Origin of the sequence: Corynebacterium sp. TAE3-ERU12, assembly GCF_019209905.1 — a bacterium.
Lineage (GTDB): Bacteria > Actinomycetota > Actinomycetes > Mycobacteriales > Mycobacteriaceae > Corynebacterium.
The window spans coordinates 983,180-999,084 of sequence record NZ_JAHUTM010000001.1; the positions used below are offsets into that span (position 1 = coordinate 983,180).

General features: G+C 59.1%; 14 protein-coding genes, 3 tRNA genes and 1 pseudogene. 9 read left to right on the forward strand and 9 right to left on the reverse strand.

Features of this window, described 5'->3' with window-relative positions; translation table 11 throughout:
- The first annotated feature begins 93 nt into the window (after positions 1 to 93).
- The 3 genes from gltX (at position 94) to KRX51_RS04470 (ending at position 1,951) form a co-directional block, all read left to right on the forward strand.
- A complete protein-coding gene (gltX, locus tag KRX51_RS04460; protein WP_218361748.1) occupies positions 94 to 1,581 on the forward strand; it encodes a glutamate--tRNA ligase in 1,488 nt (495 codons plus the stop codon).
- Positions 1,582 to 1,772: 191 nt separating this feature from the next.
- Positions 1,773 to 1,844: transfer RNA gene (locus tag KRX51_RS04465), tRNA-Gln, on the forward strand.
- A gap of 34 nt (positions 1,845 to 1,878) precedes the next feature.
- Positions 1,879 to 1,951: transfer RNA gene (locus KRX51_RS04470), tRNA-Glu, on the forward strand.
- A gap of 62 nt (positions 1,952 to 2,013) precedes the next feature.
- Here the strand turns inward: KRX51_RS04470 and KRX51_RS04475 are convergent.
- On the reverse strand, positions 2,014 to 2,976 hold the full coding sequence (locus KRX51_RS04475) for an NAD(P)/FAD-dependent oxidoreductase (protein ID WP_218361749.1): 963 nt from the start codon (positions 2,974 to 2,976) through the stop codon (positions 2,014 to 2,016).
- 187 nt (positions 2,977 to 3,163) lie between these two features.
- Here KRX51_RS04475 and KRX51_RS04480 point away from each other — a divergent pair.
- Positions 3,164 to 3,239: transfer RNA gene (locus KRX51_RS04480), tRNA-Glu, on the forward strand.
- Positions 3,240 to 3,299: 60 nt separating this feature from the next.
- Here KRX51_RS04480 and nrdF read toward each other — a convergent pair.
- Both nrdF and nrdI read right to left on the reverse strand, forming a co-directional pair.
- Positions 3,300 to 4,295 (reverse strand): class 1b ribonucleoside-diphosphate reductase subunit beta, encoded by a 996-nt coding sequence (gene nrdF / locus KRX51_RS04485; protein WP_218361750.1) that lies wholly within the window; start codon positions 4,293 to 4,295, stop codon positions 3,300 to 3,302.
- A gap of 51 nt (positions 4,296 to 4,346) precedes the next feature.
- On the reverse strand, positions 4,347 to 4,799 hold the full coding sequence (gene nrdI / locus KRX51_RS04490) for a class Ib ribonucleoside-diphosphate reductase assembly flavoprotein NrdI (RefSeq protein WP_218361751.1): 453 nt from the start codon (positions 4,797 to 4,799) through the stop codon (positions 4,347 to 4,349).
- 97 nt (positions 4,800 to 4,896) lie between these two features.
- Between nrdI and KRX51_RS04495 the strand changes: the two genes are divergently transcribed.
- Together KRX51_RS04495 and KRX51_RS04500 are read left to right on the forward strand one after the other, a co-directional pair.
- Positions 4,897 to 5,304 carry a pyridoxamine 5'-phosphate oxidase family protein gene (locus KRX51_RS04495; RefSeq protein WP_218361752.1) on the forward strand — a complete coding sequence of 136 codons (408 nt, stop codon included), beginning with the start codon at positions 4,897 to 4,899 and terminating at the stop codon, positions 5,302 to 5,304.
- Positions 5,301 to 5,846 (forward strand): flavin reductase family protein, encoded by a 546-nt coding sequence (locus KRX51_RS04500; protein WP_218361753.1) that lies wholly within the window; start codon positions 5,301 to 5,303, stop codon positions 5,844 to 5,846. The genes KRX51_RS04495 and KRX51_RS04500 overlap by 4 nt, the downstream gene beginning before the upstream one ends.
- Positions 5,847 to 5,875: 29 nt before the next feature.
- On the opposite strand, the gene KRX51_RS04505 is transcribed toward KRX51_RS04500, so the two are convergent.
- From KRX51_RS04505 to KRX51_RS04515, 3 genes are read right to left on the reverse strand one after another with little or no spacing between them, the layout of a single operon-like run.
- Positions 5,876 to 6,580: a metal-dependent transcriptional regulator gene (locus KRX51_RS04505; protein ID WP_218361754.1), complete on the reverse strand. Its 705-nt coding sequence runs from the start codon at positions 6,578 to 6,580 to the stop codon at positions 5,876 to 5,878.
- A 17-nt stretch (positions 6,581 to 6,597) separates the two neighbouring features.
- Entirely contained in the window at positions 6,598 to 7,839 is a 1,242-nt protein-coding gene (locus KRX51_RS04510) for an MFS transporter (protein ID WP_370625019.1), read from the reverse strand.
- Positions 7,836 to 8,579, reverse strand: a complete 744-nt coding sequence (locus KRX51_RS04515) for an IclR family transcriptional regulator (protein ID WP_218361755.1) — start codon at positions 8,577 to 8,579, stop codon at positions 7,836 to 7,838. Before KRX51_RS04515 ends, KRX51_RS04510 begins: the two co-directional genes overlap by 4 nt.
- A gap of 96 nt (positions 8,580 to 8,675) precedes the next feature.
- On the opposite strand from KRX51_RS04515, the pseudogene leuC reads away from it, so the two are divergent.
- The 3 genes and pseudogenes from leuC to KRX51_RS04530 all read left to right on the forward strand — a co-directional run.
- Positions 8,676 to 10,106: pseudogene (leuC, locus tag KRX51_RS04520) on the forward strand (3-isopropylmalate dehydratase large subunit); the annotation flags it as partial.
- 150 nt (positions 10,107 to 10,256) lie between these two features.
- Positions 10,257 to 10,862, forward strand: a complete 606-nt coding sequence (gene leuD, locus KRX51_RS04525; protein ID WP_218362272.1) for a 3-isopropylmalate dehydratase small subunit — start codon at positions 10,257 to 10,259, stop codon at positions 10,860 to 10,862.
- A 130-nt stretch (positions 10,863 to 10,992) separates the two neighbouring features.
- Positions 10,993 to 11,334 (forward strand): HU family DNA-binding protein, encoded by a 342-nt coding sequence (locus KRX51_RS04530; protein ID WP_218361758.1) that lies wholly within the window; start codon positions 10,993 to 10,995, stop codon positions 11,332 to 11,334.
- A 29-nt stretch (positions 11,335 to 11,363) separates the two neighbouring features.
- Here the strand turns inward: KRX51_RS04530 and KRX51_RS04535 are convergent, their stop codons facing one another.
- From KRX51_RS04535 to KRX51_RS04545, 3 genes are all read right to left on the reverse strand, one after another.
- Positions 11,364 to 12,353 carry a bifunctional NUDIX hydrolase/histidine phosphatase family protein gene (locus tag KRX51_RS04535; protein ID WP_218361760.1) on the reverse strand — a complete coding sequence of 330 codons (990 nt, stop codon included), beginning with the start codon at positions 12,351 to 12,353 and terminating at the stop codon, positions 11,364 to 11,366.
- Between the two features lie 185 nt (positions 12,354 to 12,538).
- Entirely contained in the window at positions 12,539 to 14,134 is a 1,596-nt protein-coding gene (locus tag KRX51_RS04540; protein WP_218361761.1) for an acyl-CoA carboxylase subunit beta, read from the reverse strand.
- Positions 14,118 to 15,839, reverse strand: a complete 1,722-nt coding sequence (locus KRX51_RS04545; RefSeq protein ID WP_218361763.1) for a biotin carboxylase N-terminal domain-containing protein — start codon at positions 15,837 to 15,839, stop codon at positions 14,118 to 14,120. The genes KRX51_RS04540 and KRX51_RS04545 overlap by 17 nt, the downstream gene beginning before the upstream one ends.
- Positions 15,840 to 15,905: the final 66 nt, after the last annotated feature.

A 15,905-nucleotide genomic window follows, 5' to 3' on the forward strand; every position in this document is an offset into this window, starting at 1 on the left:
ACCGCCTGGGGTATTACGGGTGCGGGGTCCGGCGACGGTGCAGGTGGTAGGCAGAGCGGAAAAGCACCCGGGCAGCCAGGTACCGTAGGGGCCATGTCTGACGTTCGCGTACGCTTCTGCCCCTCACCAACCGGAACCCCCCATGTTGGGCTTATCCGCACCGCCCTTTTCAACTGGGCCTATGCGCGCCACACGGGCGGAAAACTCATCTTCCGCATCGAAGATACCGATGCCGCCCGAGACTCCGAAGAGTCCTACCAGGCGATTCTCGACGCACTGACCTGGTTGGGCCTCGACTGGGATGAAGGAATTAACGTCGGCGGCCCGCACGGGCCCTACCGCCAGTCGCAGCGTCGTGAGATCTACCAGGACGTGCTGCAGAAGCTTCTCGACGCCGGCGAAGCATACGAGGACTTCTCCACCCGCGAGGAAGTCACCGCCCGCCGCGAAGCCAAGGGGGAAAACCCCCAGCTCGGCTACGACAACTATGACCGTGATCTCACCGACGAACAGAAGGAAGCCTTCCGCGCCGAGGGCCGCACACCAGTCATCCGACTGCGGATGCCCGACCACGACATCGCCTTCGACGACCTGGTGCGCGGGCATGTCGAATTCCGAGCCGGTTCCGTCCCGGACTTCGTTATCGCCCGTTCCTCCGGCGACCCGCTATACACCCTGGTCAACCCGGTTGATGATGCGTTGATGGAAATCACCCACGTGCTGCGCGGCGAGGATCTACTGTCCTCCACCCCGCGCCAGATCGCCCTCTATGAATCGCTGCAGCGCATCGGCGTAGCCAAGGAGGTGCCCCAGTTCGGCCACCTCCCGTTCGTGATGGGGGAGGGCAACCGCAAACTGTCCAAGCGAGACCCTGAATCAGACCTGTTCATCCACCGCGAAAATGGGTTCATCCCCGAGGGGTTGCTGAACTACCTGGCGCTACTGGGCTGGTCCATTTCTGCAGATAACGAGATCTTCTCCATGGACGAGATGGTCGCTGCCTTCGACGTCGCCGACGTCAACGCCAACCCGGCGCGCTTCGACCAGCGCAAGGCCGACGCGATCAATGCCGAGCACATCCGACTGCTGGACAAAGAGGACTTCGCCAAGCGGCTGCGCACCTACTTGGAGAAGCAGTATGACTTCCCCCAGGGCTACCCGGCCAAGGACTTCGATATCGCCGCCGATTTGGTGCAGACCCGCATCAAGACCATGAGCGATGCCTGGGGCCTGCTGAAATTCCTCGTTGTCAGCGAAGACGCATTTGAACTCGACGAGAAGTCCGCGAAGAAGAACCTCAAGGAAGACGCGGTACAGACCCTCGACGCGGCCATTGCAGCAGTCGAGGGCATCAGCGATGACCGCTTCGTCACCGAGGAAATTGAGCGGGCGCTACACAAGGCGCTCATTGAGGACCTGGAGCTTAAGCCCCGCAAGGCCTTTGGTGCGGTGCGCGTGGCAATTACCGGCGCACAGGTTTCCCCACCACTGTTTGAGTCCATGGAATTGCTGGGCAAGGAAGTATCGCTTGCTCGGCTGCGTAAGGCGCAAGCGGTGACCCCGTACCAGCCCGCGCAGTAGACTCCGGTGTCATAAGCGCTCTGCCCCGCCAGCACTTCATATGTGGTGGCGGGGCTTTGCTGTGCGTACCAATGCCCAAAACGCTACGAAAAATGGCCAATACGCTGGGGATTTGTGTAGGTGCTAGGTAGCTGCATATAGTAAGTCCCGTTGCGCACGGCGGACTGCACACCGCAGAACGTTGAGCACAATGGCCTATGGTGTAATTGGCAACACAGCGGTTTCTGGTACCGTCGTTCTAGGTTCGAGTCCTGGTAGGCCAGCTGACAGCCCGTCTATGAAGGCGGGTTTTGTCAAGCCCCGTTCGTCTAGCGGCCCAGGACACCGCCCTCTCACGGCGGCGGCACGGGTTCAAATCCCGTACGGGGTACAATAAATGGCCCACCGGTTAACCGGTGGGCCATTTTCTATGCCCGGCAGTAGCCAGTGGGCCTACAGGCCTTCAGGCAAGGGGATCTCGGGGCGGCCCATGAACAAGTCCTGGTCGGCCCACAGGGCTGCACGCTGTCCCTCAGCGCCTGCCTGGGCGACGAAAGTCAATGGCTCAGGCTCATTGCGGGGCACCGCACCATCGCCGGCTGCGAAAACCTGCGCAACAGTGGTGCGGCCATGCTGGTCGACAACAACGCACGGCCCCAAGGTCTCGGCGCCAAGCCACTGGGCAATCTCACTGCCCGGGGCCGTCGGCGGCACCGCAAACAGTGTCTCCGCTTCATGCTGCGCCCCTGAACTATCGCGGACCACCGTGGCGCCAGGCCCGCCAGAGATGTCGGTGGCAATAGCGTCAATGAGCTCTACACCAAGTGCGGCTAGCGCATCGCGCTGGGCGGCCGGGATTTCCTGCGCGGGCGCGAGCAGACGAACGCGCTCAGAGATCCGGTCCCGCAAGTAGAGCGCCTGGTAAGCCGCACGCAGCGCCATGGTGTGAGGCAGCGCAGCGACGAGGATATCGGTGTCGCGGGCCTCCCAGCCGTGGCAGTAGGGGCAGTGGAAGCTGTAGGTGCCATGGGCGGCGCGCAGGCCATCGACGACGTCGAGATCATCAACCTGGCCAGTGGCGAGAATGACGCGGCGGGCGACGATAGAGGTGCCATCAGCAAGAGTGAGAACCACCGCGTCATCGTCTTCGGCGACCTCGGCGTCCGTCACCGTCGCGATGCGGTATTCGACGCTGGGAAGCTCGGCGATGGTCGCTCGGGCTTGTTCGCGAATCGTCTTAGGGGCGGTGCCGTCCTGGCCAAGGACCATATGGGCGGCCGGGGAAGCGGCGTTGCGGTAATTTTCGGAGTCCAATAGCAGCGTGGTGCGGCGCTGGCGGCCCAGCACGGTAGCTGCGCTGAGGCCTGCGGGGCCAGCTCCAATGACTGCGACGTCGACTCTGTGCTGATCTGTCATGTCACTCTCCTTCAAAACTCACATCACTAAAGAAAACGATATTCACTAAGGGTAGTGAGCACAACTGCGCAGCGGCAACTAGATCCATGGGGAATTATGCGAGCTACGCAGGCGATTAGGTACGCAAGATAGCGTCCTGATAATCTTTCCCGGTCAGCGCGCAGCAGCAATAGCGCACGACACGCTAGCCCCGTTCGTCTAGCGGCCTAGGACACCGCCCTCTCACGGCGGCGGCACGGGTTCAAATCCCGTACGGGGTACCACAAAGCGCCCCCACCACACGGTGGGGGCGCTTTTTTGTGCCTATCGCGGGGGAGGGGGACTTAAAAGTCCCAGTCCCCATCATCGGTGGATTCAGCCCGCCCGATGACATAGGACGAACCAGAACCGGAGAAGAAGTCATGCGTCTCTGCGGCGTCGGGAGCAAGCGCAGCCAACACATCAGGTTCCACCTTGGCGGCCTCAGCCTCAAAGCGCGGGCGGTAGCCCAGATTCATTAACGCCTTATCCGCGTTGTAGTACACGAAGGCCATCACACCATCGATCATGTCGAAGCCCTCGTACAGCTCCGAGGAGTACTTCAGCTCCAACTCGAGAAGATGGTCAACCAAGTCGTAGACGAAGGCCTCCATCTCTTCTTTGCGCTCCGGGTAGGCGTCGAGACCGCGCTGATACTTGTATCCGGAGTAGTAGCCGTGCACCGCCTTATCGCGCAGGATAAGACGAATCATATCGGCGGTATTCATCATCACGCCGCGGGCGGAAAAACGCAGCGGCAGATAAAAACCGGCATAGAGCAATAACGAGGACAACAGGGTCGCCGAAGCCTTGCGCTTCAGCGGGTCGTCACCGCGATAATGCTTCATCACCGCAGTAGCGCGCTGCTGCAAAACCGGGTTATTGCAGGCCCACTCGTAGGCCTCATCGATTTCCTGCGTCGAACACATCGTGGAGAACACCGAGGAGTACGAGCGGGCATGGACGGCCTGCATGAAGGCAATATTGGTGTACACCGACTGTTCGTGCTCAGTGCGGCCATCGGGAATCTGAGAGACCTCACCAACAGTGGCCTGCACCGTATCGAGCAGCGTCAGGCCGGTGAAAACACGAACCGTCAGTTCGCGTTCGGCGTCGGAAAGCATCCGCCACTGCTTCAGGTCATTAGATAGCGGCACCTTTTCCGGCAACCAGAAATTGGCAGTCAACCGGTGCCAGATTTCGAGATCTTTTTCGTCCTGGATGCGGTTCCAGTTGATGGGGTGCAGCGGTCGGGTTTCCCCGACGCTCCATTGCGGCGGGGTGATATGTGTCGTGCTCATTAGGAGTTCTCGGTCCCTTTCGACGGGGATGGGCAAGGGGATATTTAGGCGTTAGCTGGCCTCGGCGTGACCGTCGGAATGCGAATCGTTGGTGTGTTCATCGGGCTGTTGCGCCCAGAACTGCTCGAGGCCATGTTTGACAGTGGCGACATCGGCATCAGTGCCGAGAAGTTCGAAGCGGTACAGCTCCGGCACCCCACACTTGGCGGAAATAATCGGGCCGGCTTTACAAAAAGCCTCACCAAAATTGGTGTTGCCCGAGGTGATCACTCCACGGATGAGACGACGGTTGTGCTCGTCGTTGAGGAAGTGGATGACCTGCTTGGGGACCGCCCCCTTCTCCGAACCGCCGCCATATGTCGGGACGATGAGCACATAAGGCTCATCAACACGCAAGTGCGGGTCCTTGCGGCGCAGCGGGATGCGGCGTGCGGGGAGACCAAGTTTTTCCACGAACCGGTGGGTGTTGCCAGATACCGAGGAGAAGTAGACGATGAGTGCCATCGCGGCCTTTCTGTCCCACGTAGATTGAAGTACGTAGCACCGAAGTCTAGGGTTGAGTTCGTCCTTTCGGCAACTACCAGTAAGGAGAATCACGCACATGGCCACAATCGACTCAGCTATGCAGCAGATGCTCGCTGAACAACTACCCATCCTGGCTACGGTCACCGATGGCAGCACCCCGAATATCGGCCCGAAGCGGTCGCTACGAGCCTTCGGAGACGACAAACTTATTTACAACGAAAACACCGGTGGCCAGCACCTGGCCAATATCGAGGCAGGCTCCAAGGTTGCCGTCGCCGTGATCGACCGGCCCAACCTGGACGGCTACCGCTTCCTCGGTACCGCCGAGACCACCACCGAAGGCGAAGCATGGGATAACTGCATCGCATTCGCCAAGGAAAACGGCATGCCCGAACCCAAGCGCGCCGTGGTTATCCACGTCGAGGAGATTTACTCGCTGAAGTCGGGCGCGAAGGCCGGCACCCGCGTGGACGAGAACAAATGACCCAACGGCCTCAGGCTTCGGCAGCGCCGTCCTACCAGACCATGCCGCCGGCAGGAGAGGGCCTGCGGGTCTTTTTCCGCGGCGCCGCCTCTGGCGTGTGGATCATCACCACCCGCAATGCCGACGGAGAACCAGTGGGCTTTACCGCCTCGTCGCTGGCGTCGGTAAGCCTGGACCCGGCCGTATTCACCTTCTCGCTGCAAAGCGGATCATCGTCGTGGCCCGCTGTCGAACACACCAGGGAAATTGTCGCCCACCGGTTATCTACTCGGCATAGTGAACTGGCCACCCAGTTTGCGACCTCCGGGATCGACCGCTTCGACGGTGTGCAATGGAACCCCGGCGACGATGGCCTTCCGGTACTGCGCGGCACGGGAGCGTGGCTACGCGCTTCGGTGATATCCATCGTGCCCGTCGGCGAGTCCCGGCTCCTGCTATGCCAGGTGAAGCGGACCTACATCCCGGGGACCGACGACGCCCCGCTGGTGCACCACAACCGCACCTACTGGCAACCCACCCACCTTGACCCTCCTGCCCCTTAAGGGAGTGGGGGAGTCACCGGTTAGGGCTGTTATGCCTCGGGAAGACGAACCCGAATTAAGTTGGCGACATCCCGGTTAACTGGCACAACTGCCGGTTGGCCGGGATTGTTGCCTTCTGCGCCACCTGCTGGCTGCAACAGGAGCACCCCTGAAGCAAGCCCTTGGTCGAGCATCGTGAACTGCATCCCGGGGGTTACTCCGACATCTGCGAGGTGGCGCAACAGGGCCGAATCAGCATCGCGCACCCGGGAGATTTCCACAGTGCTACCGGGGGTGACCGCAGCGAGGCTCTCGTCTAGTGAGGTCGCAATTGTGCCGTCGGGGCCGGGGATGGGGTCACCGTGCGGGTCGCGCTGCGGTGAGCCGAGGAACTTATCTAGCCGTTCCAATAAACGATCCGAGATGGCATGTTCGAGCCGGTCGGCGTCTTCGTGAACCTCATCCCAGGTGTAGTCGAGGGTTTGGGCCAAGAAGGTCTCCACAAGGCGATGGCGGCGCACCATCTGTAACGCAATCGCCTGCCCCCGCGGGGTCAGGGTCACCGCACCATAGGGGTCATGATCAACGAGGCCCTGGGTGCGCAGGCGCCGAATCTGATCGGAGACCGAAGAAGGCCGAAGCTGGAGCCGCTCAGCCAATTTAGATAACGGCACTGGCATGTTTGACCACTCCGACAGCGTCCACAGCGCCTTGAGGTAGTTCTGTGCGCTGTCGCTCAGGTCGTGCATCTCCATGGCCGCTACTTTAACGCCTATGGGCGCGGTGATGGTTGCGCTTTCCGACGTACTGATCGTGTGCGGCGCTTATCGGCACGCGGTGAAACCAGTACTGATACCGCCGGAAAAGCCGCACTGAGCAGGAATAGTGCGGGGAAACCAGCGCTGGTGACGACGAGGCCAGCCAGCGCGGGAGTAGATGCGTAAACAATATTTTGAAAGGTGTTCTGCGTCCCCAGACCCCTGCCTGACCACAACGGCCCGCAGTACTCCGCGACCGCGGTAAAGGCCAGCCCATTATGGGAAACTGCCGCAATACTTAATGCCATCATCACCGCAGTGGCGGCAGTGTTCAGTGCCAGGTAATCCAGTGCGGCCACGCATAGACACAGCACGGCGGTGCCGGTGGCGACCCACCGGTATGGCCGAATGCGCGAGCGCACCCGGTCGGAGAGAAAACCTAAAGCTGCCCGGGAGACCGCACCACCGAGTTGGGCGCACATCACAATCAGGCCCGCTTGTGCTGGCGGATACCCGCGCTCGATGAGCCACACCAAAAACATTGCCCCCATCATCGACTGCGGCCAGGACAAAAGAGCCGATGCGAGATGGATGCGCACCAGATAGGGCAGCCGACCATCGCCGCGATAGGGGTTCTGTGCAGCCGCATTATGATCTGGGCTGCCGGTACTGGGGCGCGGTGGGTCAATAATGCCGACCAGGCAGGTCACCGCGAGTGCTGCGCACAGTCCCGCTGCTGATGCTAAAGCGACCTGGATGCCGAAGTTGGCCGCCAGTACCGGCAGGACCGCAGCTGATAGGGCAGCGCCTAGTGGTTGGGCGGTTTGCCGAATACCCATCGCAGCGCCTCGTTGATGAGGCGGGTACCAGCCTGACACCACCCGGCCGGAGGCGGAATTGACTGAGGCTGCGGCACAGCCAGCAATAAATAAGGACACTGCCAGTGCAGCCGCGCCGTGCTGGGCCGCGATTGCGGCAACCGCTGTGGTCAGGGCGGTCAGTCCCAGCCCGAGGGAGATAGCGGCGCGTTCGCCGAAGCGGTCAACAAACCACCCCCAGGCGATGAGCGTGGCCACAATGCCAGCAGCGGGCATGGAAGCGATGAACCCGGCGGTGGCGAGGGAATAGCCCGATTTCACAAGTGCCGGGATAAGAAAAGGCACGCCCATATGCACGGTGGTTGAGCCCACCGCCGCCAACGTGGACAGGCTAAGTGCGACGTGGCGGTACCAGGGGGCGTCGGCGGCGCGGTTCACAGACGAGTGCCCATGGCGTGGGCGGACTTGAGGATCTCTTCACCCCACATGCCATAGGGGGAGGGGCTGAGTCGCTCTACGGGACCAGAAATTGACAGCACAGCTTCCATCTCGCCAACCGAATTACGAACCGGCGCGGAAACAGAAGCCAGGGCCGGGTCGCGTTCGCCGATGGACTCAGCCCAGCCATCGCGGCGAGTCTGTGCCAGGTCGGCTTCGGTGTATTCAGACTCAGCGAGGAATCGCTCGGCGAGCCCGTGCGGGCCGAAGGCGAGGAATACGCGACCGGCAGAACCGGCGGTGAGCGGCATTCGGGACCCCACCGGAACGGTATTGCGCAGTCCCGTCGGCGGTTCCAGGGAGGCGATACAGGTTCGGGTATCGCCCGTGAGACGATATATCTGGACCGATTCGCCGGTCAGTTCCATCAGGCGTGGCAGGACGTGGGCGGCGGCGTCGGCAAGCAGATCGGATGTCACTGGTGTCAGTGCGGCTAGGCCTGGCCCTGTTGTCCAGCGGCCGTCTGGGGTGCGCGCCACGAGGCGGTGTACCTCTAAGGCGGTGGCGAGGCGGTGCGCGGTTGCCCGGGGCAGATCGGTGCGTTCGCACAGTTCAGTGAGGGTGCACGCACCGTCGGCGACGGTGGTGAGGATGAGCACCGAACGGTCGAGTACCTTAATGCCGCTGGCATGGGTACCGGCGCTGAGATCGCCGTTTTCCCGTGTGCTAGTCTGTCCCATACAATGATATTAACATCCCATTGAATGGGATGGCACCCTCCCCTTGGGCGGCAGCTCCCGCCCGAGCAAGCCCCTGCAACAACCCATGAGGTGACCATGAGCACCCCCGACGCTCAGAAACCGCTGACTCTCGCAGAGAAGGTCTGGCGCGACCATATCGTCACTAAAGGCGATAATGGCGACCCAGACCTGATCTACATCGACCTGCACCTGTGCCACGAGGTGACCTCCCCACAGGCATTCGATGGCTTGCGTCTTGCCAACCGACAAGTGCGTCGCACCGATCTCACCATCGCTACCGAAGACCACAACGTGCCCACCACCAACCTGCTGGCAGGCATTACTGACCCGGTCTCGCGCACCCAGGTGGAAACACTGCGCAAAAACTGCGAAGAGTTCGGCGTACGACTGCACCCCATGGGCGACCTCGAGCAGGGCATCGTCCACGTCGTTGGCCCCCAGCTTGGTCTCACCCAGCCCGGAACCACCGTGGTTTGTGGCGACTCACACACCGCCACCCACGGCGCCTTCGGGGCGATGGCCTTCGGCATCGGCACCTCCGAAGTCGAACACGTGCTAGCCACCCAGACGCTGCGGCTGAAGCCATTCAAAACCATGGCCGTCAACGTCTCCGGCGAACTGCAGCCCGGGGTGACCTCCAAAGACCTCATCCTCGCAATCATCGCCAAAATCGGTACCGGCGGCGGCCAGGGGCACGTCATTGAGTACCGCGGCGAAGCCATCGAGAAGCTATCGATGGAAGCGCGGATGACAATCTGCAATATGTCCATCGAGGCCGGTGCCCGTGCCGGAATGATCGCGCCGGATGAGACCACCTTCGAATTCCTCAAAGGCCGCCCCCACGCACCCCAGGGGCAGCAGTGGGATGAAGCCGTGGAGTACTGGCGCTCCCTGGTCACCGATAACGATGCCGAATTCGACACCGTCGTCGAGATCGACGGCTCCGCTCTGTCGCCGTTTATCACCTGGGGCACAAACCCCGGCCAGGGCGTGCCACTGAACTCCGATATCCCGGACCCCGAGCTGTTCCCCGATGAATCCGAGCGCATCGCCGGTCGCCGCGCGCTGGAATATATGGACCTCGTCCCAGGCACGCCCATCCGCGATATCCCGGTCGACGTCGTATTCGTCGGCTCGTGCACCAACGGCCGTATTGAAGATATGCGTGCTGCTGCTGAGGTCATGCGTGGCCGCAAGGTCGCCGAAAACGTCCAGATGCTGGTGGTGCCCGGTTCAGCGCGGGTGCGTGAACAAGCCGAAGCCGAAGGCCTGGACAAGATCTTCCTCGCCGCCGGTGCCGAATGGCGCCAGCCGGGTTGTTCCATGTGCCTGGGCATGAACCCCGACCAGCTCACCCCCGGCCAACGCTGCGCATCGACCTCCAACCGTAACTTCGAGGGACGCCAAGGCAAGGGCGGCCGCACCCACCTGCTGTCCCCAGCCGTGGCCGCCGCCACCGCCGTGACCGGTAAATTCCGCGCTCCGGCGGACCTGGAACCGGTGTCGGAAGAACAGCTAGCCCGCTTCGATGAGAAGGCCGCAGCTGTAGTTATCGAACCCGGTTCGGAAACTGGGGCCGGTGGCCCGATTAGCCTGCCGATGCCGACCGCGGAATCGGCCTAAACGCCGCGGGATATCAAGGAGAACACCCCCATGATGGAGAAATTCACCACCCACACCGGTATTGGCGTGCCGTTGAAGCGGTCCAATGTCGATACAGACCAGATCATCCCGGCGGTCTACCTCAAGCGTGTCACCCGCACTGGCTTTGCCGACGGACTGTTCAACAACTGGCGTACCAACGAAGAAGATTTCGTCCTCAACCAGGACGAGTACGCCGCTGGTTCAGTGCTGGTCGCCGGGCCCGATTTTGGTACTGGTTCCTCGCGTGAGCACGCAGTATGGGCACTGATGGACTACGGCTTCCGCGTCGTGCTGTCGTCTCGTTTCGCTGATATTTTCCGCGGCAATTCCGCTAAGGCGGGCCTGTTGGCCGGCCAGATGGAGCAGGGCGATATTGAACTGCTGTGGAAGCTGCTCGACGAGGAACCCGGCCGCAGCGTCACCGTTGACCTTGAAAAACGCAATGTTTCCTGCGGGGACGTCGTACTGCCCTTCCAGGTTGATGACTATATTCGCTGGCGCCTGCTCGAAGGCCTTGACGATATCTCGCTGACCCTGCGCAATGAGGATGCGATTAGCCAATACGAGAGCAATCGTCCGGCGCATAAGCCGCGCACGCTGCAGCAAGACGCCCAGTAGTACGCCAGGTGCGTTATTTCGGGGGTAGGGCCTTCGAATAAATAAAAGATTTTGCAGTAAAGACTATTGTCTTTGGCTAAATTGTTGGGCAATGCCGTCGGCACCAACAACCACTGCGGAAGGCCCTACAGTGAACAAATCGCACCTGGTATCTCAGCTCGCCGTCCGCCTTGGCATCACCCAAGCCCAAGCCGCGACCATGGTGGAACACACCCTGGACATCATTGTCCGCAGTGTGGCCGAAGGCGACGCAGTCACCATCATGGGTTTTGGCACCTTCGATGCCAAAGACCGGGCAGCACGACGGGCACGCAACCCGCATACCGGCGCCGAAATATCCGTACCCGCCATACGGACCCCGACCTTCCGGCCAGCGAAGTATTTCCGCACCGTCGTCGCCGACGGCGAAATACCGCACACCTGCGGGCACACCGTGCGCCGCAGTTCCTCGCACGGCAGCTTCGGCGGCTAAAAACCCCGGCGGATAACCGGGGAGTGTCGCTACTTAATCGCCAGGGCGGAAGCGTAGTAGTCAGCAGTTGTCAACACGCCGTCATTAAAGCCCAGCACCCATGCTGAGCCTTTCATGCACGGCACCTCATCAGTCTCGAGCGGCAGTGTGCCTTTGGCTGATAGCGAGGCGATCATGTCCGGAATAATCATCCCCTGAGCGCAGATCACTGACACTCCGCCTTCAGCGACAACGTCGGCAAATGCCTTTTTCGCCGACACCATCGAATTGAGCCAGCCATCATCACCGAAGCGGGAATCGACTTCCACCTCAACCCCCAACTCAGCGGCAAGAGGTTGCACGGTTTGCTGACAACGGTCCGGCTCAGCTGCATAAATCCGCTCCGGGCGGAAGGGGAGTAGCTCTGCCACAAGCAATTCCGACTGCCGGCGGCCCTTCTTATCCAGAGGCCGACGGTAATCCTCACCAGCCCACTTCTTACGGGAATGGGCGCGGCCATGCCGGACATAAATCACGCGGGTATCAGGTTCTTTCGCCAAGCGCTTGGCGGCCTTATCCAACACACCGCTATCGAGCTCATAACTGACCAGTTCGCGGGCTTTATCCAGGGATACCCAGCGGATCTCATCAACCTCAGAATTAGGCGTGAAATCACCACCGAGGACCTCCGCGGTCCAGTACCAGACCATTTTGGTGCGATCCTTGACCGGGTATTCCACGTTGCCCAACAGTTTGCCCAGGCGAACCTGGTAGCCGGTTTCCTCACGGATTTCGCGCTCTGCAGTTGCCGGCAGGTTCTCGCCCGGGTCGAGCTTGCCCTTGGCAAGGGACCAGTCGTCATAGTGCGGGCGGTGGATGACGGCGATTTCCGGGTCAGCGGGGTTGCCCCGCCATAACACCGCACCAGCGGCATAGGTGGGTTTGCTTACCCCTTCAGCAGGTTTGACGGGAATCGCGCGGCGGCGACCACAGAGATCGGAATCGTTGATGATGTCCTTGTCGTTTTCGCGCAAAGCCATGGGGTAACTCCTACTAGTACCTAGCGTCGAGGAGTGGCTGCCTCGGGGTATGGACAGTCAAACCGCTCCACATCTCGGTCGGTGCCAGTCTAACCGCCTAGACCGACCTCGGCGCGTTGGCTCATAACCTCCGGCGCTAGTGCCGGAGCCAACGCAGCACGGGCAGACACTTCGGTGCGGGGTAGTTATGCCGGGAAGTTGCCGTGTTTGGGCGATGAGGAAGGCTGTGGCCGACTCGCATGCCAACGGTGTAACTCTTCAATAAGCCTGTCGCGGGTCGCATCGGGAGCGATAACATCATCAATGTCACCTTCGCTGACCGCACGATGAACATTCATGACTTCTTTTTCATACTCTTTGCGTAGCTCTTCGCGAACGCGCGAGCGTTCGTCTGCGTCGTCGATTGAAGCAAGCCTGCGCCGGTACAGAATGTCTACTGCACCGTTAGCTCCCATAACGGCTACCTGCGCCGTCGGCCACGCAAGAACCCGGTCAGCACCGAGAGCCTTCGACCCTAGGACATCGAAGGCGCCGCCATACCCTTTCCTAACGACAACTGTTAATAGATGGCAGCTGGCTCTGGCATAAGAGAAAAGCAATTTAGATCCCCGTCGGATAATTCCGCCAGCTTCGACGTCTTTACCAGGCAAATAACCGGGAACATCAACTAAAGAAACGATGGGAACATTGAACGCATCGCAGAGCTGAACGAAGGCAGCCCCTTTTTCTGACGACTCTGAGTCCAGCGTTCCTGCATAGTAGCGAGGGTTGTTGGCCACAATGCCGACCGGAAACCCACCTAGGCAGGCAAAACCAGTTGACAGCGATCTCGCATAATTTTGTTTAACCTCAAGGAACTCGCCGTAATCGACAAGAGATCTGACAAGGTCGCGGACATCGTAGGACTCGCGAAAATCAGCAGGAACTACCTCGCTGGGTAAACGTTGTGGGACAACCTCAGATTCGAAGGAGTTGAAATTCCTTGGATAGCTTCCACAACTATCAGGGAGATAAGATAAGAAGCAGCGACAGTACTCAAAAGCGTCTTCTTCGTCAGCAGCCATGTAGTCGCAAAGACCGGACTTAGTTGCGTGGACTTCTGCTCCACCCAGCTCAAGAGCATCAACCGTTTCACCGATCTCTGCACGTACAACCGATGGTCCTGTGACAAACATGAAAGAAGATTCGGCAACCATAACGACGCAATCTGTCATCGCAGGGCCGTACACCGCGCCACCAGCGCAAGCTCCTACGATAATGCTGACTTGGGGAACCGTGCCAGACAGTGCAGCAGTCTTATGAAAAATACGGCTATAGCTTGAAAGAGCTGAAACGCCCTCCTGTATTCGGGCTCCAGCTGAATTGATAATTCCGACGATGGGAATTCTTTGTCGCTCCGCAAGTTCAAACAGTCGAAGCATCTTAGTTGCTTCCACTGCACCCAATGCGCCCGCGCCGCCTGAGTCGTACTGAGCGTAAACAGCTACATCGCGACCATGAATCTTTCCTAGGCCCGTGATAATCGCAGGTAATTGTTCATGTTGATTAGGTGTGTACCCTAAAAACTCCCAGTGCTCCTGAAAAGTGCCAGCATCGACCAAGGCGGAAATCCGAGAAAGAACAGAAGCGCTGTTGCGTGCCTGTGCACGGTCTTCAATAACTCGGTTACGCTCATGGTGCAACCTGTCGTAGTCAAGTCGCTGTGCGTTGAGAACCCTAGCTGTTACCCTTTTAACTTCATCCTCCTGGACAACGTTTTTTTCGCTACTCGATTTCGTCATTTTTGTCCTTTTCTATGCGTAGCAAGAGATCCCCTATACGTGGTCTGTCGCCAACCTTGAGTGACTGGACTATCCGCCCCGAAATGGGAGCACAAACCTTTTCCTCCATCTTCATAACTTCCGTTACGAGTACTACGTCACCGGATAAGACGACGTCGCCTGGATGTTTAGTCACGGCTACTACGGAACATGGTCTCTGCGCGTAGACTGAGCCGTCGGCCGTCTGTTGATCAAGTGTGCTTAGCGCGTCGTACTTAGTGCGTCTCAGTTGGATGCTAAATGGATCAACCGAGGGAATATCGTTAGCTACTAACGTTTGTGTTTTCGCTCCTGGTCCTTGTTTTTGACGCTGTAGCAATCTGGTTTTTCGGGGCAAAAAATCACTCTCAAACCACTGTGTTGTCACGGCATAGCTACTGGTTGCAAAGTCACTATCATCAAGCAAAGAGCGAAGTGTAGATAGAGATGTTGTTGGGCCTTCGATTACTGTTTCGTTTAGAGCCCGTTGAAGTCGGTTAAGTGCTTCGTCACGTGTGTTGCCGTAAGCGATTACTTTAGCGACCAGTGGATCGAACCGGTCAGTAATCGTGCACCCGAGTACTGCATCTGTTTCAACGCGGACACCAGGACCTGCAGGCAGCTGGAGTCTTGAAATTTGTCCACCAGCGGTTCCTGTCGGGCTGCCTAAATCTTCAGCAGTTATGCGTGCTTCGATTGCGTGGCCAGATTGTGCTTCGGTCAGACCGACTCGTTTCCCAAGAGCGATTTCGAGCTGCGCCCGTACTAGGTCAATACTCGTTATTTCTTCGGTGACAGTATGCTCCACTTGGATTCTTGGATTGACCTCGAGAAAGTAGATGTTGTCGTTGCTTACCAAAAATTCACAGGTGCCAGCATTTGTATAACCCGCAGCCTTTAGTAAAAGCTTCGAGTAGTTGTGGAGCCGCGCAACATTACTCTCTGTTAGGTTAATTGCAGGTGCTTCCTCGACTAGCTTTTGGTTTCGTCGTTGGACTGAGCACTCTCTCGTCGAGAGGATGAGTGGTTCTGCGTCTACGTCGACAATGCACTGGGTCTCGATATGGCGTGGCCGCATGAGATACTTCTCTACGACATATTTGGTTAATGCCTCCGGGGATTGTTCATTTACCCGGAAAAATGTTTCGAGATCGCGCGCGTTTTCAATCTTTGTGATTCCTCGGCCTCCGCCACCGTCTACTCGTTTAAAAATAAACGGGTACCCATGTTTTTCAATGAAATTCCTGATGGAGTCTGCTTTGACATTTCCTTGGTCGATTCCGGGTATTGTGGGTATGCCGAGGCGTTCTGCTAATTTTCGGGCTTGTCCTTTTTCGCCAAGTGTGCGCATGCTAGCGGCATTTGGGCCGATAAATCGGATTTTATGTGCTGCTAGTTTTTCGACAAACTTAGGGTCCTCGGCAAAAAAGCCATATCCCGGGTGAACCAAATCTGCTCTGTGTTCTACAGCGAAATCCACCATTTCGTTTATATCGGTAAAGATTTCTGACCGGGGGTCCACCAGTACGGCCTGGCTGGCTAGTGTTGCGGCAATGCCACATGAATCATCGGGCAATGTAGGCAGCACGGATTCACAACCCATCTCGTGCAGTGTCCGGATGATGCGCGTCGCTATTTCCCCTCGGTTGGCTACTAGAACTCGTACCGGCCTCTGGGAAGGCGACATATCATACCTTTCTCAACGAATTTATCGCTGCTCGCGAAGTCTTTGGCGCTAAAGCGGGCAGGGGCC